This is a genomic window from Pseudomonas sp. SWI36, from assembly GCF_002948105.1.
Lineage (GTDB): Bacteria > Pseudomonadota > Gammaproteobacteria > Pseudomonadales > Pseudomonadaceae > Aquipseudomonas > Aquipseudomonas alloputida.
Window position 1 is genome coordinate 682,625 of the sequence record NZ_CP026675.1, and the last position, 23,204, is coordinate 705,828.

Annotated in this window: 27 protein-coding genes; 11 read left to right on the plus strand and 16 right to left on the minus strand. The window is 53.2% G+C overall.

Annotation, left to right across the window (positions count from 1 at the left end; translation table 11 throughout):
• The 3 genes from C4Q27_RS03325 to C4Q27_RS03335 form a co-directional block, all read right to left on the minus strand.
• On the minus strand, positions 1 to 285 hold the full coding sequence (locus tag C4Q27_RS03325) for a DUF6555 family protein (RefSeq protein WP_256599993.1): 285 nt from the start codon (positions 283 to 285) through the stop codon (positions 1 to 3).
• A 103-nt stretch (positions 286 to 388) separates the two neighbouring features.
• Positions 389 to 1,444, minus strand: coding sequence for a peptidase M42 (locus C4Q27_RS03330; RefSeq protein WP_104886481.1), 1,056 nt, complete (start codon positions 1,442 to 1,444; stop codon positions 389 to 391).
• Between the two features lie 32 nt (positions 1,445 to 1,476).
• Positions 1,477 to 2,001 (minus strand): hypothetical protein, encoded by a 525-nt coding sequence (locus C4Q27_RS03335; protein ID WP_016486361.1) that lies wholly within the window; start codon positions 1,999 to 2,001, stop codon positions 1,477 to 1,479.
• A gap of 196 nt (positions 2,002 to 2,197) precedes the next feature.
• On the opposite strand from C4Q27_RS03335, the gene C4Q27_RS03340 reads away from it, so the two are divergent.
• Positions 2,198 to 3,055 carry an SDR family oxidoreductase gene (locus tag C4Q27_RS03340; RefSeq protein ID WP_104886482.1) on the plus strand — a complete coding sequence of 286 codons (858 nt, stop codon included), beginning with the start codon at positions 2,198 to 2,200 and terminating at the stop codon, positions 3,053 to 3,055.
• Positions 3,056 to 3,108: 53 nt separating this feature from the next.
• On the opposite strand, the gene C4Q27_RS29390 is transcribed toward C4Q27_RS03340, so the two are convergent.
• Complete coding sequence (locus C4Q27_RS29390) at positions 3,109 to 3,270, minus strand: hypothetical protein (RefSeq protein ID WP_162998278.1); 162 nt, start codon at positions 3,268 to 3,270, stop codon at positions 3,109 to 3,111.
• A gap of 153 nt (positions 3,271 to 3,423) precedes the next feature.
• Between C4Q27_RS29390 and C4Q27_RS03345 the strand changes: the two genes are divergently transcribed.
• The 3 genes from C4Q27_RS03345 to C4Q27_RS03355 are packed head-to-tail and all read left to right on the plus strand — an operon-like array spanning position 3,424 to position 4,897.
• The gene (locus C4Q27_RS03345; protein WP_104886483.1) at positions 3,424 to 3,927 is read left to right on the plus strand and encodes a CinA family protein; all 504 of its coding nucleotides are present in this window, start codon (positions 3,424 to 3,426) and stop codon (positions 3,925 to 3,927) included.
• A gap of 10 nt (positions 3,928 to 3,937) precedes the next feature.
• On the plus strand, positions 3,938 to 4,444 hold the full coding sequence (locus C4Q27_RS03350; protein WP_177409989.1) for a hypothetical protein: 507 nt from the start codon (positions 3,938 to 3,940) through the stop codon (positions 4,442 to 4,444).
• 9 nt (positions 4,445 to 4,453) lie between these two features.
• Positions 4,454 to 4,897: a DUF421 domain-containing protein gene (locus tag C4Q27_RS03355; RefSeq protein ID WP_104886485.1), complete on the plus strand. Its 444-nt coding sequence runs from the start codon at positions 4,454 to 4,456 to the stop codon at positions 4,895 to 4,897.
• 27 nt (positions 4,898 to 4,924) lie between these two features.
• Here C4Q27_RS03355 and C4Q27_RS29395 read toward each other — a convergent pair whose 3' ends face one another.
• The gene (locus C4Q27_RS29395) at positions 4,925 to 5,065 is read right to left on the minus strand and encodes a hypothetical protein (RefSeq protein WP_016711387.1); all 141 of its coding nucleotides are present in this window, start codon (positions 5,063 to 5,065) and stop codon (positions 4,925 to 4,927) included.
• Positions 5,066 to 5,405: 340 nt separating this feature from the next.
• Between C4Q27_RS29395 and C4Q27_RS03360 the strand changes: the two genes are divergently transcribed.
• From C4Q27_RS03360 to C4Q27_RS03370, 3 genes are all read left to right on the plus strand, one after another.
• Positions 5,406 to 7,160: a glycoside hydrolase family 15 protein gene (locus tag C4Q27_RS03360; RefSeq protein WP_104887840.1), complete on the plus strand. Its 1,755-nt coding sequence runs from the start codon at positions 5,406 to 5,408 to the stop codon at positions 7,158 to 7,160.
• Positions 7,161 to 7,250: 90 nt separating this feature from the next.
• Positions 7,251 to 7,715 carry a hemerythrin domain-containing protein gene (locus C4Q27_RS03365; protein ID WP_104886486.1) on the plus strand — a complete coding sequence of 155 codons (465 nt, stop codon included), beginning with the start codon at positions 7,251 to 7,253 and terminating at the stop codon, positions 7,713 to 7,715.
• A 77-nt stretch (positions 7,716 to 7,792) separates the two neighbouring features.
• On the plus strand, positions 7,793 to 8,041 hold the full coding sequence (locus tag C4Q27_RS03370; protein ID WP_016711391.1) for a hypothetical protein: 249 nt from the start codon (positions 7,793 to 7,795) through the stop codon (positions 8,039 to 8,041).
• Between the two features lie 92 nt (positions 8,042 to 8,133).
• Here the strand turns inward: C4Q27_RS03370 and C4Q27_RS03375 are convergent, their stop codons facing one another.
• Together C4Q27_RS03375 and C4Q27_RS03380 are read right to left on the minus strand one after the other, a co-directional pair.
• Positions 8,134 to 9,273, minus strand: coding sequence for a glutathione-independent formaldehyde dehydrogenase (locus C4Q27_RS03375; RefSeq protein WP_016711392.1), 1,140 nt, complete (start codon positions 9,271 to 9,273; stop codon positions 8,134 to 8,136).
• A gap of 293 nt (positions 9,274 to 9,566) precedes the next feature.
• Complete coding sequence (locus C4Q27_RS03380; protein ID WP_158666120.1) at positions 9,567 to 10,565, minus strand: hypothetical protein; 999 nt, start codon at positions 10,563 to 10,565, stop codon at positions 9,567 to 9,569.
• A gap of 481 nt (positions 10,566 to 11,046) precedes the next feature.
• Here C4Q27_RS03380 and C4Q27_RS03385 point away from each other — a divergent pair, with 481 nt between their 5' ends.
• Complete coding sequence (locus tag C4Q27_RS03385) at positions 11,047 to 12,075, plus strand: IS30 family transposase (RefSeq protein WP_039615380.1); 1,029 nt, start codon at positions 11,047 to 11,049, stop codon at positions 12,073 to 12,075.
• Positions 12,076 to 12,086: 11 nt separating this feature from the next.
• Here C4Q27_RS03385 and C4Q27_RS03390 read toward each other — a convergent pair whose 3' ends face one another.
• Positions 12,087 to 12,905, minus strand: a complete 819-nt coding sequence (locus tag C4Q27_RS03390) for a hypothetical protein (protein ID WP_256599996.1) — start codon at positions 12,903 to 12,905, stop codon at positions 12,087 to 12,089.
• On the opposite strand from C4Q27_RS03390, the gene C4Q27_RS29515 reads away from it, so the two are divergent.
• Positions 12,904 to 13,425: a DUF3892 domain-containing protein gene (locus C4Q27_RS29515; RefSeq protein WP_218277905.1), complete on the plus strand. Its 522-nt coding sequence runs from the start codon at positions 12,904 to 12,906 to the stop codon at positions 13,423 to 13,425. The two genes, C4Q27_RS03390 and C4Q27_RS29515, sit on opposite strands and share 2 nt — an antisense overlap.
• A gap of 236 nt (positions 13,426 to 13,661) precedes the next feature.
• Here C4Q27_RS29515 and C4Q27_RS03400 read toward each other — a convergent pair whose 3' ends face one another.
• Positions 13,662 to 14,231 carry a hypothetical protein gene (locus tag C4Q27_RS03400; protein WP_104886489.1) on the minus strand — a complete coding sequence of 190 codons (570 nt, stop codon included), beginning with the start codon at positions 14,229 to 14,231 and terminating at the stop codon, positions 13,662 to 13,664.
• Between the two features lie 255 nt (positions 14,232 to 14,486).
• On the opposite strand from C4Q27_RS03400, the gene C4Q27_RS29935 reads away from it, so the two are divergent.
• Positions 14,487 to 14,657 (plus strand): hypothetical protein, encoded by a 171-nt coding sequence (locus tag C4Q27_RS29935; RefSeq protein ID WP_158666121.1) that lies wholly within the window; start codon positions 14,487 to 14,489, stop codon positions 14,655 to 14,657.
• A 50-nt stretch (positions 14,658 to 14,707) separates the two neighbouring features.
• Here C4Q27_RS29935 and C4Q27_RS03410 read toward each other — a convergent pair whose 3' ends face one another.
• Positions 14,708 to 15,178, minus strand: coding sequence for a hypothetical protein (locus C4Q27_RS03410; RefSeq protein ID WP_104886491.1), 471 nt, complete (start codon positions 15,176 to 15,178; stop codon positions 14,708 to 14,710).
• Between the two features lie 48 nt (positions 15,179 to 15,226).
• A complete protein-coding gene (locus C4Q27_RS03415) occupies positions 15,227 to 15,622 on the minus strand; it encodes a hypothetical protein (protein WP_046614925.1) in 396 nt (131 codons plus the stop codon).
• Between the two features lie 129 nt (positions 15,623 to 15,751).
• Here C4Q27_RS03415 and C4Q27_RS03420 point away from each other — a divergent pair, with 129 nt between their 5' ends.
• Complete coding sequence (locus tag C4Q27_RS03420; protein ID WP_104886492.1) at positions 15,752 to 16,213, plus strand: helix-turn-helix domain-containing protein; 462 nt, start codon at positions 15,752 to 15,754, stop codon at positions 16,211 to 16,213.
• Between the two features lie 310 nt (positions 16,214 to 16,523).
• Here C4Q27_RS03420 and C4Q27_RS03425 read toward each other — a convergent pair whose 3' ends face one another.
• The 5 genes from C4Q27_RS03425 to C4Q27_RS03440 form a co-directional block, all read right to left on the minus strand.
• Positions 16,524 to 16,967, minus strand: a complete 444-nt coding sequence (locus C4Q27_RS03425) for a hypothetical protein (protein ID WP_177409990.1) — start codon at positions 16,965 to 16,967, stop codon at positions 16,524 to 16,526.
• A complete protein-coding gene (locus tag C4Q27_RS29260; protein ID WP_158666122.1) occupies positions 16,964 to 18,976 on the minus strand; it encodes a hypothetical protein in 2,013 nt (670 codons plus the stop codon). The genes C4Q27_RS03425 and C4Q27_RS29260 overlap by 4 nt, the downstream gene beginning before the upstream one ends.
• A complete protein-coding gene (locus C4Q27_RS29265) occupies positions 18,973 to 20,721 on the minus strand; it encodes a hypothetical protein (protein ID WP_158666123.1) in 1,749 nt (582 codons plus the stop codon). The genes C4Q27_RS29260 and C4Q27_RS29265 overlap by 4 nt, the downstream gene beginning before the upstream one ends.
• Positions 20,722 to 20,917: 196 nt before the next feature.
• Positions 20,918 to 22,375: a site-specific integrase gene (locus tag C4Q27_RS03435; protein ID WP_158666124.1), complete on the minus strand. Its 1,458-nt coding sequence runs from the start codon at positions 22,373 to 22,375 to the stop codon at positions 20,918 to 20,920.
• On the minus strand, positions 22,332 to 23,186 hold the full coding sequence (locus C4Q27_RS03440) for a DUF808 domain-containing protein (protein ID WP_371919364.1): 855 nt from the start codon (positions 23,184 to 23,186) through the stop codon (positions 22,332 to 22,334). The genes C4Q27_RS03435 and C4Q27_RS03440 overlap by 44 nt, the downstream gene beginning before the upstream one ends.
• Positions 23,187 to 23,204: the final 18 nt, after the last annotated feature.

Consider the following 23,204-nt stretch of genomic DNA (forward strand, 5'->3'; position numbering starts at 1 on the left):
TTAGGTAGCACCTGAGATTTTGCCGACATCGATAGGTTGCGGAACGAATTCGGGGCCCTCTCCAGCCAGCCTCCACTTCACCTTGGCAATGCCATACCGCTCAGCCATCGGGCGACTGACCAGTTTGATGTTCTGCTGACTGAAACGCGGAATGATGCCCACGCCGGCATCACAGCCGGCCCAGTGCCATGCGGCGCCGTTGTCCATTTTCTCCAGACGGATAATGAATGTCCGAGGCTCACTGTGAAGCTCGTACTCAATTACATAGAGTTGCTGTCCGATCACCAGAATTCCCTCCCTAGTCATGCGTTATTGAGCAAACCAAGGAAGAAATGATTCCATCGAAATGGCAGGTGGTAAGCCACTGCGCATAGTCGACGCGCCGGGGCTATGTGTCCTGACTACCTGTAAGAAATTCGAACAAGGTCTCAGCGCAGGCCGTAATCCCCTCCAGAAGCACCATTTCGAAGCCATGGGTATTCTCGGTGGGTATCGCAATGCAACCAGCCCGGGCATCGATCCCGGCGCTCATCACCGCGCTTGCATCGGATGCAAAATCGACGAGCAATGCCGACTGGGGCTTAAAACCGGCCTTTAGGCCAGCGGCGATCAGGCCCTGCACCACGGTGCGGCTGTAGTATCCCTTCTGGTCGCCGGTATTGATGATCGGATTGGCCGAAAGCTCCGTGCCATATTCCTCAAGTACAGGGCCGACCTCGACAGCGATTGTGGTGTCGCCGGGCAGCCGGGAAGCTGCGTACATGGCGCCGGCATTCGACTCTTCCTCCAGCGTCGTAAGCACGAACCAAACGTCTTGCTTCAGTTTCTCTCGCCGTTCACTCAGTAGCTTCGCACAGAGAATGACAGCGCTCAGCGGAGCTCGGTCGTCGAGGAAGTGAGCGGCAATACAGTCATGTACCTTGAAGGGCTTACGCCAGTGCTGACTCAGCACGACTCGAGTACCAGGCCGAACGCCAAGCTTCTGGAGCTCTGACTTGCTCTTGCGCGTGACGATATAGACATCTTTCGACTGAACATTTCCTGCCAACACGTCTCTTCCATTCGAAGTACGACCGCTGTTGTGCATTGAACCGTAGGACAAAACACCCGGCAGGATGTGTTCATCGCCCAGGATATCGACAGGGCACACGCCGAAGCTTATCGGTTGCGCCCCCCCTAGAGCGAGCACCTCCAGGGTGCCGTTCTCCAGCACATTTTTGACGATCATCGCGATCTCATCGAGATGGGCCATAACGCGTATGGCTGCCTCTGGGCTACCAGCGCGGCCCCCACGAATTACCCCCACCACATTGCCAGCAGGGTCGATGTGCGTGTCATCACAGAATAGGCGCAGCTCGCGCAGACAAATGGCCCGTACTTCATCTTCTTGTCCGCCCGGCCCTCGGGCGTTGAGGAGCTCGGTCAGTAATGCCTCAGTCTTCAAAATGTTACCCCCATGTTCGCACGCAGACGTGTTCAGGCCAGCTGGATGTACACCGAGTAGCTACCCAGTAACACCCAGAACACCAGAAAGATCCACGGCGTCCGTAGCGAGAACAGCAATGATTTTCGATGCCCTGCACGCGAGGTTTCCGCCTCACAGAACAGCGGCGACTCGTCGTAAGCCAACCCCATCAACGGCTCGCTGCGCAGTAGGTGGCTCTGTTTGAGCTGCCAGTGATCGATGATGTTGTAGGCCGCCCGAATGCCAGGCCAGGCGTTGAGCGAGCTCAGTACCCCGAGCAAGGCGAGGAAAGCGGGCACGATCAGGGTGAACATCTCGCCCCATCCTTGATTGAGGTTCCCCATGGAGGAAACGAAGGCGATGACCAGGAATGACTGAGCCGCCAGGTAGGCATCCGTGCGGTTGGCCAGGATGCTGGTTTCGTACTGGATCTCACGCCGGTAAAAATCCAGACGCTCCTTAGGAGAGCCAAACATCCTGGCATTGTGCTCGCTGATCTCGTGCTCAGGGGTCGTTGGGGTAATGATTCGAGGCACTCGCTACTCCGGGTATTGGGCTCCGAGCGAAGAGATGAGACTGGAGCTGAGTCCGGTAGAACAGGCGATGGGGCATGGAATTCAATTGGATTGATATCCCGCACCGCTCGTCGTACCAACCGCAGATTGAAACCAACACGAGGAGGCAGGGCCTTTCGAACCGGTATGAACGTTCTCAACTGCAGGAGCTTCTACCATGCGAGACTTCCCTACCCCGCCCTTCCCTTCGCAGCCTCAAAATGTCCCTGGCTCACAGCGCAAGATGGAGCCCTACCCGGATTGTGGTGAGCAGTCGTATACCGGCCACAATCGCCTCGAAGGCAAGGTTGCACTCATCACCGGAGCAGACAGCGGCATCGGGCGGGCAGTGGCGATTGCCTATGCCCGTGAAGGCGCCGACGTCGCCATCGCTTATCTGAATGAGCATGAAGACGCGAAAGAAACCGCGCGCTGGGTTGAGTCCGCAGGCCGTCAATGCCTGCTGTTGCCCGGAGACCTGGCGCAGAAACAGCACTGCTACGACATCGTCGAAAAGACCGTTAGCCAGTTCGGGCGTATCGACATCCTGGTCAACAACGCGGCGTTCCAGATGTCCCACGAAACCCTGGAGGAAATCGACGATGACGAATGGGTGAAGACTTTCGATACCAACATCACCGCCATCTTCCGTATTTGCCAGGCGGCCCTGCCTTCCATGCCCAAGGGCAGTTCGATTATCAATACGAGCTCGGTCAATTCCGACGATCCATCCCCCAGCCTGCTGGCTTATGCCACGACCAAGGGGGCCATTGCCAACTTCACTGCTGGCCTGGCTCAGTTGCTAGGCAAGAAAGGTATTCGGGTCAACAGCGTTGCGCCAGGGCCTATCTGGACGCCTCTAATTCCTTCCACCATGCCAGAGGAAGCGGTTACACACTTTGGTTCCAAAACACCATTGGGTCGTCCCGGACAACCGGTGGAGGTCGCTCCGATCTACGTGCTGCTGGGCTCCGACGAAGCCAGTTACATCAGTGGCTCACGTTACGCAGTGACTGGCGGCAAACCGATCCTCTAGTGAAAAGAGGCTCGCCGTGCTGGCGAGCCTGACTCTCTTTTTGCGTGGCAGTTTCAGCGTTTGTGCTGATCGTGATCACGGGCCGTTTTTTGCGCTGTCGAGTCATGTGATGTGCCGGTGGATCCATCCGGACGATGAGCATCGTTATCTCGCTCCTCTTCCCCATGCGGCCTTGTCTGCGCACCTTCTTTTTGGCTGACGCTCACTTTCTTCATGTTGCTCTCCTCCCATTGCCTTTGAACAAGGGAAGCCAATCTACGGGGCAAAGTTCAGGTCAGTGACACTTCAGGAGATGGGCGGGCAACACGGGCGATGAACCAATTACCCCAGGCTCGCGTCCACCGCAAAACAAGCGAGTCGATTCTGGAATGGAAAACGACCCTGTACTGGCCGCCCTCGGCTATCTCAAAAACAACAAACTGATTTTGAGCACAGCAGAATCGTGCACTGCAGGCTGCCTTGTGGCGTTGTTGGCGGCGGTACCGGGTACCGGAGAGGTGCTGGAAAGCGGCTATGTCGTCTACTCACCCAGCGCCAAGAAGCGGCTGCTGGGGGTCAGCGCCGAAACCATCGAACGATACGGCCTGACCAGCGAAGCAGTAGCTTGGGAAATGGCCTTGGGCGCCTTGAGGGACAGCGATGCGAATGTGGTGATCGCCACCACCGGTATAGCCGGGCCGGCGCCCGAATCCGGGATACCACCGGGGACGATGTGCTTTGCGTGGGCCTTCGCCGGCGAGCCAATTGCCGTTTTCACGCGCACTCAACGCTTCTTCGGCGAGCGGCCTGAAGTCATGCGCCAAGGTGCCCTGTTCGGGTTGACCCGGCTTTCCCACTATCACCAGCGCTGGCTACGCGGTGAGCGCGCCTGAGGGGGTGATCATGTCGGAAGATGAACTGCTATCCAGGCGTCATCCTGTTCAAGAAGACATGCCGATGCAGCAGCGTGTTTGGCGCTTCGAGCGCGTGGGGTGGTACGTGCTCGTGGCCATCGTATTGCTTGCCTTGGCAGGCCTGTTCGGTAATGGCCCATTGAGCGATGCGGAGGTGGTGAGCCCGAATGGACGGGTACGGGTTGAGTACCAGCGCCTCAGCCGAAGCGGCACGACAGACAGCCTTTTCATCACCGTTCAGGGTATCCCTGGTCAGCCGGTGGAGGTGCAACTCGAGGGATCATTGCTCCGTGACGCCAGTATCGAGACGTTGCAACCGGAGCCACAACAGTCGATGTCGCATGGCCAGGCCATGCTGTTCCAATTGGGTACTAAGCAAGATGGGGTCGCCACCTTGTACTTGACCCTTCGAAGTGAGCACGTAGGCACTCTAGAGGGCAGCGTCAGGGCTGGCCCTGAAAGCGCCGTTCACTTCTCCACATTCCTTTACCCCTAGGAGTGCGTCATGGATTCGATCCTCCGCGCAGCCGGGATGTACGTCGCACTTATGCTGCTGTTTCGCGTAGCCGGACGGCGCTCACTGGCCGACCTGACGACCTTTGACTTCGTCTTGTTGCTGATCATTGGGGAAGCCACCCAGCAGGCACTTCTGGGCGAGGATTTTTCATTCACCAATGCCATGCTGGTAATTGCCACGCTGATCGTTTTGGACGTCGGCCTTTCACTCGCGAAGCTCAACTCCAAGCCCTTGGCCAGGTTTCTGGATGGGCACGCTACCCTGGTTGTTGAAAATGGGCGCTTCCTGCATCACCGCATGCGTCGCGCACGACTCACGGAGGACGATATCCTTGAGTCAGCGCGGGACAGCCAAGGCATCGAGAACATTGAGCAGGTAAAGTTCGCTATCGTCGAACGCAATGGAAAGATTTCGATCATTCCTGCCGAATAAGGCACGGAGCTCCACCTCTCAGGCCTTTTAGAGTGCAAATATCGCCTGGCTATGGTCGATGGTAGGGATGGGCATCAGTTCGCGCCGGGATACCAGCCAGGCCCGCATCCGCTCGGTATCAAAAATCTGACCCTCTTCCATCATCACCAGAATGAGCGCTTGGGACATTCGGTAACAGCCGCATTTAGAACAGCGTCGCTCTTCCCATCCACCGGTGCATTCGACGGACTCAGCTTGCCCAGCGCAAATCAGACAACTCATGTAAGCCCCCTTTTGTTCTTGTTCCTTGCAGGGTAATGCGAGGGCACAAAGCTCCCTTGTGTCCCGCTTTACATGAGATATTCATGCCAATCCTAAATTCCCTCTATTTGCGCAACGCTCACATAAGACGAACCAGACGCCAGATAGCCATGTCGGAATCAGAACACATGATCTCGAAGGCACACCGATGGAAAGAGAACCGGTAGAAGCTCAACAGGGTGCACCTGAGCGAGATGAGGGTGGCTGGTTGCCCCTGGAGCAGTATGGTGCACTCGGGGATGGGCGTTCCGTGGCACTGATTGGTCTGGACGGTTCCATCGACTGGTGGTGTGTGCCGCACATGGATTCACCTCCCCTGTTCGACAAGCTGCTGGCTCCGCAAACAGGAGGCTACTTTTCCATTACCCCCAACGAGCCGTTCGTTGCTGAGCGGCGCTACCTGCCAGGCAGCAACGTCCTCGAGACACTCTTCATCACCCACGAGGGTCGTGCGCGGCTGACCGAGTCCTTGAACAGTGGCCCCGCTGGGCGTTTACCTTGGGCCGAACTTGCCAGGCGCCTCGAATGTGTCGAGGGTACGGTCGATTTCGAGTTAGCCATCGACTTCGGAACCCAAGCCGACACGGTAAGCCCCTACGTGGCGCCGAATGACAATGCCTGCGTTTTTCATGCGGGCCGAATACTCGGCATGTTCCTGCACGACCATCAGGTGCACATCGAACGCAAGGATGACATGGGCGTGCGTGCTGTCCTTAGCCTTGCAGCAGGACAACGCTCAGTGGTCGCAATCATCGCAGGACGAGATGAGCCCCTGGTCGTACCCCCATTGGCCTTGATCGATGAACGCATCGACGGCTCGCACTGTGAGTGGTGCCAATGGTCGAAGGGGCTGGTCTACGACGGCCCGTACCAAAACCATGTAGTCCGTAATGCGCTGGCCCTCAAGCTTCTGTTGTCCTCTCCAAGTGGCTCGATCATGGCGGCAGCGACCTCATCCCTTCCCGAGCGGATTGGTGGCAGCAAAAACTACGATTACCGCTTCGCCTGGATACGCGACGCCAGCTACACCATCGAAGCGTTTCTGGGCATCGGCGCACAGCCGGAAGCCAAGGCTGCCTTCACCTGGTTGCTGCGCCGCCTGAGTGAACATGGGCCACGGGTGTTTTATACCTTGGACGGGGCCATTGGTGATTGCGTGCGCCAGGTTGATCTCCCTGGTTACAAAAACTCGCCTCCAGTCGTTGGCAACGACGCGCGCGACCAGCTGCAGCATGGCGTGTTCGGCGACATTTTCGAAACCGCCCGTTGCTTCATCGACAGCGGCAACATTCTTGATTCCCCGAGCGCCATGCTCCTCTCAGGCCTTGCCGACCAGTGCGCCGACTGTTGGCGTCAGCAGGACGCCGGTATCTGGGAGTTGCCGGAAAAGCAGCACTACACGATGTCCAAGATCAGTTGCTGGCAAGCCTTGAGCCGGGCCATCGAACTGGCAGATGGCGGCCACCTTCCCACCACCTGCCGGGAACGCTGGGATCGCGAGCGCCAGCGCATCCAGGCATGGATCGAGGCGCACTGCTGGAGCGAGGAGCGCCAAGCCTACCTGTTCTATCCAGACAGCGACCGGCTGGACGCCTCACTGGCACTGGCGGTCAGGTTCGGTTACCCCAGCAAACAACGTATGCGCAGCACACTGCAAGCCATTGACCATGATCTGGGGGCGGGCGCTTTCCATTATCGCTACACCGATGCACAGGAAGAGGAAGGTTGCTTCCTGGCCTGCACATTCTGGTTGATCGAAGCCTGGGCAATCCTCGGCCAGCAAGAACATGCCGTAGCCGCCTATGCAGATGCTTTGCAAGGGCTATCACACGGGGTAGGCATCTACTCGGAGATGATCGATCCGCAGACTGGACAATATCTGGGCAACCTTCCTCAGGGCTTGACTCACCTGGCAGCCCTCAAAGCCGCAATGGCTATTGGAGGTTGCCATCCTGAACGATGACGCCAGCCATCATCTGCGTTGAACCGTCTCGCTTAGCGGCTACTCAACCAGAGGCAAGTTCTTACATCCAATCCGTGATGAGGTAACGCCATGAACGCTATCGACTTACTGATTCAAGACCACAAATTGGTAAAGAAGCTGCTCGAAGAGCTGTCGACCACCACCGAGCGAGCAGTGAAAAAACGGGCCGATCTACTCCACAGGATCGAGCAGGAGCTGCAGATTCACACCGCGCTCGAAGAAGAAATTCTATATCCGGCCATCAAGGAAGCGGGTGGCAAGGAAGAAGCGAAAATGTACTACGAGGCCAAGGAAGAACACCGGACTGTTGACTCCCTCGTCCTACCCGACCTGCTGCATACCGAAACCGGCACCGTCGAATTCGCCGGGAGAGTCAAGGTCATGAAAGAGCTGTTGGAGCATCACATCGAGGAAGAAGAAGGCGAGCTCTTCCCCACCGCGAAGAAGCTGCTCAGCAAGGATACCCTCGAGGAGCTTGGGCAAACCATGGAAATGCAGAAAAAGATGCTCAAGGGCGAGCGCCGAGCCGCTTAGTGGAGCCATCACCTGCCAGCTCTCTGGAAGCTGGCAGGTGATTAGCTTCAGATACCCATCATCATTTGGAAGGTTTCATGGAATATTGGATTGGGTTACTTGAATGGCCTGCCATGGTGATGACCGTGCTGGCAGCCTGGTGCATCGGTTCGCGCCGTCCGGGTAGAAGAAAGATTGGATTCTGCTGTTTCATCGCAAGCAACGTGCTGTGGGCTGTGTGGGGCTGGCAAGCACAAGCCTGGGCTCTGATCATCCTACAGTTCTGCCTCTGCGCGATGAATCTGCGAGGGTGGCGGAAGAACACGCAACTGGAAATTGCCGGGTGATAACGCCCTGACAAGCCGGTGAAGGGTTGCTTTTAAAACATGCAGGTTGCCCTTCTCACCAAGCTTCCGTCCCTGGAAGCAGTGAGAGCGGATCACGCAGCAGGCTTGAGCACCACTTTCGTCCAGCCATCATCCCGCGCATCGAAGTGCTTGTAGGCATCTGGGCCTTCGGCCAATTTCAAACGATGGGAAATGATATGCGAGGGCTTGGCGCGCCCATGATGGATAAGCTCTGCCAGGCGGCGATTGTAGGCCTTTACATTCGCCTGACCTGTCCGGATCTGTTGGCCCTTGAACCAGAACGCACCGAAGTCGAAGGCCATCTTGCCCTCCTTCGCCAGTTCGTTTTTCGCTCCAGGATCTTCTGGCACAAACACCCCAACCACGCCGATGCCGCCAGTGGCCTTGGTTGAAGCGACCAAGTTGTTCATGGTGAGGTAGTTCGCTTCATGGCCATGCTTGTCGCAGCACTGGTAACCGACGCACTCACAGCCCCGGTCGGTGCCTTTGCCGTGGGTAAGGTTCATGATCTCTTCCACTGCTCTTTGCTCGACTGCGTTGATGGGAGTTGCCCCAAGCTGCGCGGCAAGCTGTAGGCGATCCGGCTGGTTGTCGATGACGAAAACCTGGGACGCGCCTTTGATGATTGCCGAATGCGCCGCCATCAGGCCAACAGGCCCTGCGCCGTAAATCGCAATGCTCTCACCAGGAAGCAGTCCGGCCAGCTCAGTTGCATGCCAACCAGTAGGGAAAATATCCGAGAGCATGACGTAGTCATCTTCTCGTTCCTGGGCGTCCTCAGGCAGCACCAGGCAGTTGAAATCCGCATACGGAACGCGGAGCAGTTCCGCCTGACCGCCTTGGTAGGGCCCCATCTCAGCAAAGCCGTAAGCGGCGCCGGCAGAACCGGGATTGGCTGTCAGGCAGAATCCCGTGAGCCCTTTTTCGCAGTTCTCACAGAACCCGCAGCCGATGTTGAATGGCAGGCAGACGCGATCACCAATTTTGACCCGGTCGACTCCGGCGCCCACCTCAATCACTTCGCCGAGGTTTTCATGGCCAAAAACTCGACCTGTCTCGAAAGACGTGCGGCCTTCGTACATGTGCAGGTCAGAACCGCAGATGTTGGTCGTGGTGATACGCACCAGTACGTCGGTGGGCTTCTCGATTTTTGCGTCAGAAACATCCTTGACCGCGACGTCACGTGGGCCGTTGTACACGATGGCTTTCATGTTGAACTCCCAAAGTCAGGGGCGACGGAAAAGCGCCCTACTCTGTTCAGGTGAATCCAACGTCAGTACGTTCATCGTGTTGATTGTAGAGGCAGACCGGTGGCGCTAAATGCTGTCGCTCCCACCGGAACAGGGATCGCGTGAGCTATGAGGTTGGAAGCGAGACTCTGAATACAGTGCCAGATTGCACACTGGATTTGACATCGATGGAGCCACCATCATCTATAGCATTGCTGATAGTAAATGTCCGCGCTAGATCTCATACGTTATATTGCTCAAGGTCTCGATGAGGCCTAGACGGCATTCTTATCTAAAGAAGGACGCGAATTTCCCTGGCTTCGTTTGGCATGAAACTCCCTTACCTCATCCCACGTCATTTTGATCGCGATGCTCAATGCAGACGACTCGTCTATTACATAGACTTCCCCCTCTGGGTCACTGATCGGCGACACCAGCCGGAAAGGCTCCTGCAAACGACCGCTACCGATCATCCCATTCTGGCTGAAAATGACAGCGGGACAATGATCCCCTCCTTCGTAAAGAGCTTTCACACCAGCCTTCAACCACTCCCAATCCACTTTCCCAGGATGCGGAGGCCTGGTGGTGTGAAAAACGACAGGGATGATTGAATCCAACCCTCCTACGATCTCATCAGGAAACCCTGACACAAGCACTTCATCATCAATAGTTCTCAAAACTTCGGTAACAGCGGCCCCACTCGCCAAGTCCATACCCGGAATGAGATGCGGCTCTAGGAACGCCATAAATCGAAGGTATCTTTGAGAATGCAACGTCTGTCCTTGACTTCCCTCAGCTTTAGCTAACACGGCAACGAGTAGGCTTCGAATGAGCTTGGCTGCTTCGTTTGGTTCGATGTGACTAATGCTCCCCTCCTCCCGCAATTTAAAAAGAGATGAATTGCAATAGCCAAGATCAAAACAAGCCTGATGAAATGGGTGGCGTTGGCTGACTAGGTCTTCGCTGACCCACTGAGCCAGATTCTGCACGGACTCAAACCGCTTCGAGGGTTCGTTGGACAGGTGGGGCATTGGCGTGACGACTTCTTCAGTGATGTCGTACATCTGCTTCATCTCGATGGCGTATCGGAGTGCTTCAAGTTGTGCCCACTCAACCATTGGCTCTATCTTGGCGGCATGTTCTTTATCGGGTGACGCATTGAACGCAGCGACCGCTAATTCTCCGAGGACACGACCAGCGAGGAAGGCATCGCTGCACTTAATCACACCTCCTGAGAATGGCACTCCAAGCGAGAGGTTCGCCACCAAGGTCATTCCAACCGCAGGATCTGTCCAGTCCAGCTGACTCCTCCCTACGAATGGCATGTAGTTCTGTCTGACTGCCGAGTTGCAAACAAAGTCCCGAGCATGCTGCCCCAAGCTCCCCCAGAAATCGAATCTCGTAGGCACAACCCTATGACGGTATTGTCGAGTCTTGAGATGCCACTGGAAATCGCCGCAAAACTCCGGATCGAAATGCTCTTCCAACAAAGGAAACGCAGCTTTCGCAATGTCATAAACAGTGGTGGGCGTCTGCCCTAGAAGGTCACCTCTACGGTTGTGAATGAACGCTCCAGCTTCGGATTCTCGTTGAGGTAGACCATGGTCTCTACACCACGCATACATCGTATAGGGATCGATGGCGGTAAGCGTAATGCACCACCTACCCCTCCCAAATCCGTGGACGTCACGCCAAAGCATGGCGGCCGCGAAAACTGAGTGCAACACCTGACCTTTCCGGTACCGTGCTGCCCCTATGTCCTATTCCGAACTCAGCGTTGAAGAACGCGCCACCATTCAAATCGGCCGTGCCCAAGGGTTCAGCCTACGCAAGATTGCTTGCTTGATCACCCGATCCCCTTCGACCATCAGTCGCGAGCTGCGCCGCAATCGAGATGCCTGTGGCAGCTACTCGGCCCGCGTGGCCCAGCAGCAGATGCAGGCCCGCCGCCAACGCTGTCGACCGAAACGAAAGCTGTTGCCGGGTAGCGAGCGCTTCAAGTTGGTGGCCCACATGCTGCGTAAGCGTTTGTCTCCCGAGCAGATTGCCGGCAAGCTGCGCAGCATGACCATACCCAACCTCAGAGACGCCTACGTCTGTCGTGAGACGATCTATAACGCGATCTATGCCTTGCCGGTCGGCGAGTTGCGCAAGGAGCTGATCGTCTGCCTGCGCCAAGGCAAGACGACGCGCCGGCCGCGCTCTGGTGGCGTGGATCGGCGCGGCCAGATCCCTGAAATGGTCAGCATTCATGTGCGCCCGCCAGAGATCGAAGACCGGCTGATGCCGGGGCATTGGGAGGGCGACCTGATCAAGGGTAAGGCCAACGCCTCGTCGGTAGGCACGTTGGTGGAGCGCACCAGTGGCTACCTGATGCTGGTGAAGATGAACGACGCAACGGCGACCTCGGCGATGGAGGGCTTCAGTGCAGCGCTTAATGGCATGCCGCTGGCGATGCGCAAGAGTATGACCTACGACCAGGGCCGGGAGATGGCGCGACATGCCGAGATCACCCAAAGAACCGGCGTGGCGATCTACTTCTGCGACCCGCACAGCCCCTGGCAGCGCGGCAGCAACGAAAACATCAACGGCCTGATTCGCCAGTACTTGCCCAAGGGGACTGACTTGTCGGTACACAGCCAAGAGCAATTGAATGCCATCGCCTTGGAACTGAATATGCGCCCCCGTAAACGCTTTGATTTCAAGTGCCCGATCGAAGTCATGGGCGAGGTGATGCAGGAAGCCTTGGTTATGCGGCATGATGCTCCAGCTTTAATTCAATAACCGTGTTGCACTCAGCTCCTGCAACCGCCCATCATAAATCCGTGTGATCCAGCCCGATCCCCTGCCCTAGCGATCACATCCATAGCTGAAAGAACAACTCTAGGGGGCCAACGCTCATCGTCCTCAACGAAGCCCCTACGATCATTCAAGGAGAGCTCATCTCCTAATTGATCTATGCCTTTGTAAGCAAGGTAAAGGTCAATTGACGTCAGCGCTTCGGGGGGAAGGTTCGTACTACCCGTCAGGTGCCAGGCTTCCGGCAAGTGCGCAACCAGGCCAAATCCAGACTCATTGCTGGTGAGTCGAAGTGCCAGGCACTGCTTTCCTGACCAAGCATTCATGCTACCTACAGCGTGAACCAGAAGAGTTGACCAATCTGAGGCGACAACTACGAAGCACACATCGAAATGCCCCAAGAATGGCAACATGTTTCGAAGCTCTTGCTCATATCCCGCAAGTTCTGTGACAGTCTGACGCTCTGTTTCGCTCGCACGCTTCACTTCAAAAACCACAAGAGTTTTGGTCTCTGAATTGAAACAAAGGATGTCTGGGCGTAGCACTTCACCAGTAGTAAGAGAAATGCTTTTATTAATCGATATTATTTCCAATAGGCTAAGCCTACCAAGCACATGCCTAGCCGCTTCAGCGGAGGTTCGTCGCGAGATGTAGTCGATACTAAAGGCTGGCAAGAAGCACTCTTCACTACCTAGATCTGCCAGCGACAGGACAGCCTCCTGACCCTGGATCGTATCCAAGAGCTCCTCTTGCTCTATAAGTTGCTGCAACCACGTTACCACTTCGGATTCGGGAGGGAGTTTCTGCGCTGACATGACTGTCCTTGACTTGACGAATACAAACGGTCAAAAATCTTTCCTCAACTCGAAGAGACTAGCCCACTCTAGGCAAGAAGCGAAGGGCTTTATGAATATCTTCGGGCCTGAAGCCAACAATTTGGCGTCATTTTTTACACCCAGCCGCACCATTGACATGCATAGCCGAAAGTTACTACAAGGTAGTGGCGCGACTCTACGCGCATTAAAAACCCTACGAAAGGAACTCGCAATGGCAGACGTAGCTGTGACATGCGTTACAAAACCTAACGTGAACAGTGCTCACGAGCGCATCACCCACTTGGGTAATCCAACTGCGGGTTGGAAATGGACAAGGGAACAGGTGATTCAAAGCATCGATGCTAAATCGAATACTTTTTATGTCCAAGACCCGGCTAGTGGGAAGAAGGCTTACATCGGCGTAGTTAGGGAAAACGGCAAGGCTGCTTATCTGCGAACTTATGCTGATGGGCAATGGAACAACAACCTGCTCTCCTTGAACCAATGCCCCTTGGGCTAATTCTACATAAATTAGCTACCAGGCTGGGCTCTACATTGATGAGTAGAAACTTCATTCATGCGGAGCCCGACTAGCTGCATTGCTACCAGCAGCAAGTCTATGCGAGACCATGCTGGAACTCAGAGATCCGGCAAGCGGAGCGCGCAGACGGGAGGATGAAAGCTCGACAGGGCCAAAACCCGCCTTGGGCGGGATTTGGTTCACGCCAGCCGTCCGCGAAGCGGCCCGCTCATTGGTTATCGGTGAAGCTTACTGAACCTCTCCACCACCCGAGCTGGCGCAATCGACTGCCATGTATCGAGCACAGTGGTTTTGTAAAACAAATACACTCCTGTACCGGCAAAGAAAGCGCCAACCGCTAACCCTGTGATCGATGCCAACCAAGTAGCGAGAGTTCCTTGGCCGGAAATAGACATACGACCACCACTGAACAAGAAATCTACCAAATATGCGAAACCTATGAAGCTCGCCACAAAAGCTATTGCAGCCATAATCGCTGCTGTTATTAATATATTAATCTGAACCTTATAACGCATACTTGGCACCGACAACAGCCTACCGCTCGCAGTCCGAACAGCATAGACAACTGCGATATTCTTGATTTTATTCTTCGAATTCTGCACAAGCGCGTAAAACTCGACCTGACTACCCTGCTCAAGCTCCTCATAGATAGCCAATGGAATTTTAAAGTTCGGGATGACCACTCCATCCACTCGCATAATCACCTGAACGACGTCAGAAAAATGCTCGAAAACTCGGATCTCCTCCAAGCATCCCGATATTTTGAGGTAATCGAACTTAGTCACTTACAGCTCCTTGCTTAACTGCCTATATTGCAGGCACAGGGATACCTAGGGCATGAACCAGCCATACCCTTGGCTCATTTCTAAAATTGATTCCCGCGATTAGGTGTTGGAGTACCGATTACCCACTAGGCGCCGGAATTCGTTGAAGCTACGCCGCCCACCATCGCGTTGGAATGTAGCTATCGCGTATCGGGAGTGGATCGTGGTAATGACCCAAAACCTCCCCTCCTTGGCTGCAGCGAGGATGTCGGAGGTTTGAATAAGGTGGCCATCCGCGTATCGCCCATGCGGCCCCTTCTTGGTATGCCCGAACACGACGCCAACCGCGCTGTGCCTACTGATGTGGACATTTACAAGAACCGCCGTGACCTCTTCTTCGAAGCCCTGCCCGACCGCTCGAGCAATCCGAAGCAGGTCGAAATCTGAGTAGCGTTTGACGTAGAAGTCGACTTCCACTTCGCTGCTCTCTGTCATGGTTAATGCCCCCCAAGCCCTGCAACAGTAGCGGAAGTCGAGACACGACTGCGATACAGCTCTTTCAGCCCGGTCAGGGAATCGACGTTGAGGCCTGGTTCATGCGAGTCGATGTAAACCTCACCGCCCTCAACCTCAAGGATCGAGACCGGCACTTCATCCACGCTGAAGCCCATGGAGAGAGACCTCAGCTTTTGCATCTTCCAGCCATCGCCTTTGTTCATCCATGCGGGTGTGACGGCTTGGACTTCCCGAACAACCAGGCTCTCATCTTGCGCCAACAGCAGCTCAACGAGCCGGGCCTCATCGTTCAGCATCTCTTCGTAATTTCTGAACTGGCCATCGTGGAGACGCTGAACACTCACGTGATACCAGTGCGTAGCAAGAGCTCGGGAAACGCCGTGCCAATGCATCAACCCATCCCCAAACATTCCTGGGAAACCGGCGATGTCAGCTTGGTGTGAACGGAACATATCTTGATCTCTGAAACAGTCGAGTCGTCACAAGCGGGGCCGTGACACCTAGAAGATTGAGAAGATGCCTTGCAGCGAAGACGACTTCCGTTGGCCTGGCCCCTTGAGCAGGTAGACGGTATTCCTCGTCTCGAAGATGTACCCCTCATAGAAGGTTCGAGCGATTGTCGACCGCACCCAATCGCCAGCTTCAAAGCGTCGCTGTTCGTCGTGCACGACATTGTGGGCAAACAAGAACATGGGCTGACAACCAGCCGCAGCTACCTTGGCCTGCTCATCATCCGTGAGGATGGCGTCCAGGATCACCCAATCCTCGACCACGCAAAGAGGCATCCGCTTGTAATGTTCTCGGGCAGCGAGGAGCAAATCTTCAAGGGGCAGTTCAGAGCCGACCAGATCAACGCCCCCCTCCCCCAGTAGCCCGTCGCTGAGTGGGCCTTCCATCAAGCATATCCCCGTATTTCATTAACCATAAATTGCCAGCTAGGTCAGCCATCCGCCAAAGAAACAACTATAGACGTTTGTTTGGCGGTAGGCAAACGGGGCATACATCTTGGTTTTTGGGGATTCCTAATGTCGCTCCGCTACTCCTTCGCTGCAGTGCTTCAGTTGATGCGCCTGCGCAAAGGGATAACTCAACCTGCCATGACCAAGCATGTGAATCAGCAGACAGTGAGTAAGTTGGAGCTGGCTAAGAGCTCCGTTTCCCTGGAAACCAGCTACAAGCTTGCTGCCGGGCTCGAGATTGAGACCGTGACCCTCGTCGCCCTGACCATTGCTTCTCACGACCGTCGCACGGCTCGAGAAATTCTTCTTGCTTCGCTAGCTGAGATTGAGGGCCTGGATCTAGCTGATGTCGCTCTCCCCGCCGAGCCAGAACGGGTGACTCCCATGAACATCTCAAGAGCAAGGGAAAAGCTGGAAGCAGTCCAAGAGCTAAAAGCAAAAGGACTCACTCAGGTTGAGGCTGCAAGGCAGTTGGGGATGCCTGAGTCAACGTTGCGCCGGTTGTGGCATCAGGCATCAAAGGTCTGACGTTTAGAGCAACCGTGGACAACTCACAGCCCCGTTAGCCGGCTTCATGGGGCGGAATGCTGTCCACATTTGAGAAGACTCACTGCTGCGGGGGCCAGCTACCTTGCTCATTGTGCAATGGTTCTCTGACCGACCTCATGCTCACGTGGCCACCCTGATCATTGTGAAGAAGCACACTGCCGCCTTCAAAAAGTTTAGAGTGCCAGAAGTAACTGTACTTAGATTCCCGAAGAGGGGCTTTGGACGCAGATAGACGCAGCCAGGTGACCTCGTACCTACCCGACAATGACTGAGCGCCTGAACTTAATACTCAAGGCCTGGGGAAGTTAAGTATGTTACTACCCTGAGCATTGCTATCCTGATCGCTGACTTTGCTTTCAAGATCTGCAATCTTTTTCTTCAACGTGAATACCTCATACACAAGAGAAATATTCTTCTGAAGAGCTATTTTGTAATCGCGCTCTAAAATCTTGTATTTCTCATTGAGAGTCTTGTCAGCGCCTGTCGACTTGGATTTCTTAACGTCCTCTACACTCGAAACACTGACGACCGCGACACTGGAGCGCTGGCGCTCTGCGGCTTCGTCGATTTTCCTACACAGCTCTGCATGGCGCAGTTTCTTGATGGAGCCCCGCTTCCGACCAGCCTCAAGCGCAACCGTGTCGTTGTTGATCAGTGTTCCCTTCGGCAGGATTCGTGGCTCATCGCGTTCCAGTCGGTCTAGTGCGGCCAGGTAATCGTCTTCAGCACTCATTTCAAATCCTCAATTTCATGACCAAAACCAGCTCGCTCCACCTGCTGGTATACAGTGTCAATCTCAAGACTCAGCTGCTTATAGAAAGGGCTTGAGGGAGGGAACATGCCACGGCTTTGCTGAAGGTTCGAGATACCGTATCTAATCTTCCGGATGCTCTTGTTGCTATCCAGAACCGCGTACTGGCAATCCAGGCAAGCGAAAATGCTGATGAAGCCGATCTTGTCGCATGAGTCGAGATTGGTACAACCGCCCAGGGGACTCTCTTTATAGACCATCTCGCCCTTCTCAAACTTACGAGCTGTGACTTCACGATCAGTGGTGATAATCAGAGGCTTACCACGGTCGCGAGATACCTGGATCCGATTGCCCTCGCCGCCCCACAGTCTCCCTGAGGAGTTGATGACGTCGTTCTCGTAGCTGAACATACTGGCGACACGACGCTCAAATTCCATCTCGCGCATGAGAGCTTGCTGGTCAGGTAACGCCAGGAAATTCTCGGCAAAAACCTGATCGCTCCGATAATATGAAGTCATAGTTTCGGTCAGGTGCTTGTACTGATTGGCTAAGCTACCAAGCCCAACTACACCAGAGCGAGCAGAGTAAACAGCAAGAGAACGCCGACACTGGTGAGAAGAGAGGGGCCACGGCTTGCCAATCTTGACTTTCTTATCGTTTCGCCAGTCTCTGAATCCGTCGAAACGCTCCAGCTCCACAATATCGGCTTCAGTAACTAGCGAGCCAGGAATTCGTGCATGAACTTTTTCAGGCAGTAAAGTTCGCGCCGTTGCCATAAGCGGCGCAGAAGAATATATATGAGCTGCAGACGTTTTTTTTACATTTCCCAAGGCAGGAAAAAGCGGATACTCAGAAAGAACTGAATCGTCCCAGCCATTTTTTATAGCAGCTATGCGCCCAACCGATCTCGCTGCCGTGATTGCACGCTCAACAATTGGACTACTAATCCAATAGGTCGGCACATTATTTTGACCCACTGTTTTTGAAGTATAGCCCCGCAGAATCGTAACCGTTTCCTCACCACTTCTTATAGTAGTAAGCGTATTGGCCGGCAGGGTTCGAGCTTCATTATCCCTCATCCCTGAGAAAAGGTGAATCCAATTCTTGGCAATATAATTTATAGAGTTGAGATATGCGTTAAACTCTTTAAGACCTGTAATGAAATACCTCTCACACACTTCTTCAAGCCCACACTCTACAACAGCATCTTCCCACGGAGTACCACGAGAGTAAAACTCAACTCTAACCTGGGCTTCACCATACATATCACCATTTTGCCTACGCTCACAAAAATCAACACACCTCTGAGAGTGCAAGTTGAAAAAATCAAGCTCTGAGGCAAACCCTACGATGAATGCAGCGTAAATTCTTGACGGAACCAGCTTAGTCTGCTGAAAACTCTCTTTATAATCACCATAAGAACCTGCCAATTGGCTTAAACTTTCAACCAGTGAATATTCAACAGGAGCAAATTTGAAGTCAGGATGTGCGACCCTAAGATGATAAAGCTCACCAACGAGCACATACAACTCTCTCGCTACAGACTTATTCCCCAGGTTTGCCAGGCTGCTTAATAGCAGGGATTGATACCTGCTTTCATTGAACAACTGACACAAAGTAATGTCATTTTTCTCACAGAATTCGCCAAGCCTTCTCAAGCCAGAAAGCCTAACGGAGTTCACCCTTCGAGCCGTATGATAATAATTGAACCGCACTAACTGGATAGACTTCATCTCTCGTGCAATGGTGACCTGCAATTCACCTAATGCAGTTTTTGTCCAGCTAATAAAATTATGCTTACACAGACCCTTGGCGTTGTAGGGACTCAAATCCCAGACAGAGTCTTTGGCTCTGGACAAAACCCTACCATCATGGTGCCTCGAAATCACCATTTCATCATTAAAAAGAAAGCATGCCGATACATCTTCTGGAATATCGGGTAGCATTGTCTTCGTGAAGCCACGTACTTTGAGATCATCCAATACGCTCACGAAACAACTCCCACAGTAACAAAAGTATTGAAGTGGATTTCCCAGAAGGGGTCTAACTTACCACACTCAACTTCCTTTCGGATATTTGAGATGAACTCTGAGTCAAACCTACCCACTCCTTGTACATCCCGAAGAATCTCATCAATCCGATGAAGCAGCGGTGCATTTTTTTCAATGAAACGCTCATTCGGCATTGAGCCCTTAGATATTGTCAGCAGATATCGGAGTGTAAGCAAGCGCCGAACATCAAGTTCATCCGCATGCACGCCATAATAGTTACAGAATAGGCAAGTGACCGGCTCACCACATGCAGGCGTGGGCGCGAGAGAAGTAAAACCGGGTGCCAATTCCGGCAACGCCTCTTCTGGTTTGTCGCAGTATCCTGTGGGCACATTGGAGGGATGATCAAAATCCTCGATAACTGCAACGCCAACTGTAGAGTGCACTCTAGTCCGTGCAATCGCCGAACTATAAGCTTGATCAAAAAATGAAGACAACTCCGCTGCAGTATCTTCAAAGGATGGACGAGCATAGCTGGAGCGCACCACGGCCTCTGTGTTACCCAGCTTTTCTGAAGTCAAAACAGTATCGCCGCCACTTAGCTTGATGTATTCTGCACCAACATTTTTACGCCATTCCCTGGCATTCACCCACACTGTATTCGGTAACGTACCTGCAATTAGTTTCTTCAACTCTTTAATGCACGAGGGCTCAGTTCGGGTTATAAGCCCATCAGATCCTTGATAAGGAAAAACCAGATCACTTTTTCGACCATCTAGCACCCATAAACGTATCTCTTTTATCTTCTTGAAAATAGGTGCATAAAACGCACCGAACTCAGGAAAAACATCTTTATCTCCAGCCCGCCCCTTTGTGCCTGAGTACCTATTCCCTTGCGTAGTGGGAATGACTTCTTCAGTGCTCAGCAGCAACTCAAGGGCTACAGTTAAATTCGTACCCGTAACAGCCATAAAACTCATAAGCCCAGCTGCCATACCACGGTTCGCCAACACTTTGTATGCATCGCTGCGCCGGTTATCCAACAGTGCTGTCAGCCTTGCACGAATGTTCCCAATAGTAGATTTCTGCCACGCTCTAGTCTCGGAATTAAGAGAGAAACCTGAAATATTATCAAAGGCCCTAAAACTTGGAAAACTCTCAAACTTCCACAAACTTGAATAAACGCTATCAACATCTTGCCCTTTAGATGTCAACTGAGCAGGAACATAATAATAGAAATCTCGATCATTAGGAGATGAAAAAACAACAGGTAGTTGACCATTCATGACCACAAGCCTGTGAATCTCATCAATAAAATTTACAAGTGCCGCAAAAGTTCTAGACTGTTCTTCCTGACTTGGAATCTGCGCCATTCCACCAGGCACTTTTTTTGACTTTCTAATCCTCGTCGCAAGAGCATAGACATGATGAATACTAAGCCCTGCAACGGCACCCACTATAACAGCAGCCATCTTTTGATAGTTCGCGGCCACTTTTTTAGACAACCGGTCAGCCTGGATGTTAGAAGAGTTAATTGCCTGGAGCAGATGGGCTGTATACTTTAGGTATGCTTCCTTCATGGACTGGCTACTGCTAAAGCTGACTTTATAATCGAGCGCATCCACCCAATCATAGAACTGCTTCAACTCGCTGTACTTTCGCCCAGCAGAAGAAGCACTAGAATCCCTCAATAAGTCGAGGGCAACTTGCACTAACGGCAAACGATCTGGATCAAAAGAAGCCATCTCAACAGCCGTTCCTTTCAGTCCTCTACCAGCGATACTATTACGCGATGAGTAGCAAAAGCACCCTACATCCAAACTATGCATTCGACTGCTAGTGCCAGATTGGTAGTACGTCAAGACTACTGCCTGAGGATGGAGCACTTTGGTCTCAAAGTCCTCAAACTCTAAAAGCACAACTCGACGATACTCAAAGCTCTTATTCATCAGATGCGTTTACCATGCCCGAAGCAGTATTAACGTGCTTAAACAATCGAGATTCGAATTTAGACTGGATGTCAGCCTTTCGCTCCAGGTTAGACCTGTAATTCAAATACTGCATCGTCGTAGACTTATCTTTGTGACCCATACGTTGCTGAACTACGTCAAGCGCTGCCATAACACCATCCGGGCCGCGACTTTCAATTTCGCTTTCCAACAAATTCATGCCGAATGATGCTCTAAGGTCGTGGAAACGGAATCGGCGGAAAAGCTTATCGGTTTGTATAATCCTAGGATAAAGCGTCTCCGAAATGAATTGGCGTATTGTCGCTCCCTCACGAATCGACCCATAGGCCCGGTCTCTATCACTCGCTATCTGACTAACGCCAACAATACCACGATCCTTAATTTCCCTTTTGCTCGTATAGTGCTCACTTCCATTACTGGTCAAAAACAGGTAGTTGGTATCTACATCCCCATAAAAGGACTTCTCTCTCCGTTTTTTCGACTCTAGACTACGACTGTAAATCCTCAGGTCTTGAACTAGCCAACCAGGGATTATTATAGTCATCAAGCGCCCCCACTTCGTATCAACGCCTGTACCTCCACCGACAGGTAGGCGTAAGTCTCCTTGACCATCAAGTTCTCGCCAAATATGACGAACTTGAATAGTGCAAATTGTCTGAATTCGAGCACCTGTGAATAACGCCACGTAAAAAATCAACTGATACTCACGAGATGACCCTAGGAGCCCAAAGAGAACCCTCTCCTGCTCATCAATGCTTAGTGGACGAAGCATTCCGCCATCATTAATATATTCCGGCAGCTTAGGAGAAGTTGGAGCAGCAATAGCTAGGTTATGCGACTCCACAGGCAAGAGACTTGAAAGCCCAAAGTTGTTTTCAATCGTGATGTATTTCCAAACAATCTCATAGGGCTGATATTTGAAGGACGACGCTTTTACCAGCTTATGCTTCATGATGCTTTTATAGAATTTGACAACCGCATTCATGCGAATCTTGCCAGTCCTACGCTTCACCTCACCAGAATTAATCTGATCTATCAGTCGACGCCTATACTTATATGTAACCTTCAAGTTATCATTTTCAGGAAAAGCTAGAAAGTCCAGCTCCTCATCTTCTAAGAAACGTAGATAGTCAACTAAATGTGTTGCAACACTCTGAAACGTTCTAGACTCGTAGCTAACTGATCTCTTCAGCCTGTCCACGAGATATAAGTTCCCTATCTCCCAAGGAACGCCATCTCCTTGAATAAGTACGGGGAAGTTTGGGAAGTAGCCGTATGCTTCCTCTATAAACTCATGATCAAGAGTTTCAGAAGCAATAGATGAGTCAGGAAAGTTTAATGTTAGAAGGCGAAACTCTGGAATGAGAACACGACGCGCCAGGGAGTCATATCGGGGTGAGGCCGGTGTACCTAATCCCTCTTTCTTCATACCCAGCTGTTCCTTTCTCTTGTCCATATGTCCATATCGTATCACATGTGGACATCGACGTCCATGGCGTGACCTTTGGACTACCAACCAGGAACATCGCCGCAGTACCAATCACCGACAGGCTTTTCATCATGTACGGCGCCGCCCGCAGGATGCCGTTACCCACTGCCTGAGTCAGCCTGGAGGTTTTGCGGGCCATCCACAGCCCAAGGTCGTCAAGCTTGACGATCCCGCCTACCAACCCATACACACCAATGGTCATCACCACCGCAATGCCCGACAGCACGATGATCTGCTGGGTCAGCGGCGAGTCAGCCACGATACCCAAGGTAATGGCGATAATTTCTGCCGACAGGATGAAGTCGGTACGCACCGCCCCCTTGATCTTGGCTTTTTCAAAAGCCACCAGGTCAACGCTGGGATCGGCAACGGCCTCCTTGCGCGCCTCGTGCTGTGCCTCATCCTCTTCCTTGCTGTGCAAGAACTTGTGCGCCAGCTTCTCGAAACCCTCGAAGCACAGGAACGCGCCACCCAGCATCAACAACGGCGTAACCGCCCAGGGTATGAACGCACTGATCAGCAACGCGGCCGGTACCAGGATCGCCTTGTTGACGAACGACCCCTTGGCCACCGCCCAGACGACCGGAAGTTCACGATCGGCACGCACGCCGGTGACCTGCTGGGCATTCAGCGCCAGGTCGTCACCCAGCACACCCGCTGTCTTTTTCGCCGCGACTTTGGTCATTAGCGAGACGTCATCCAGCAGCGTGGCGATGTCGTCGATCAGTACCAGTAGACTGCTTCCTGCCATGTTTGCTTGTATCCAAAT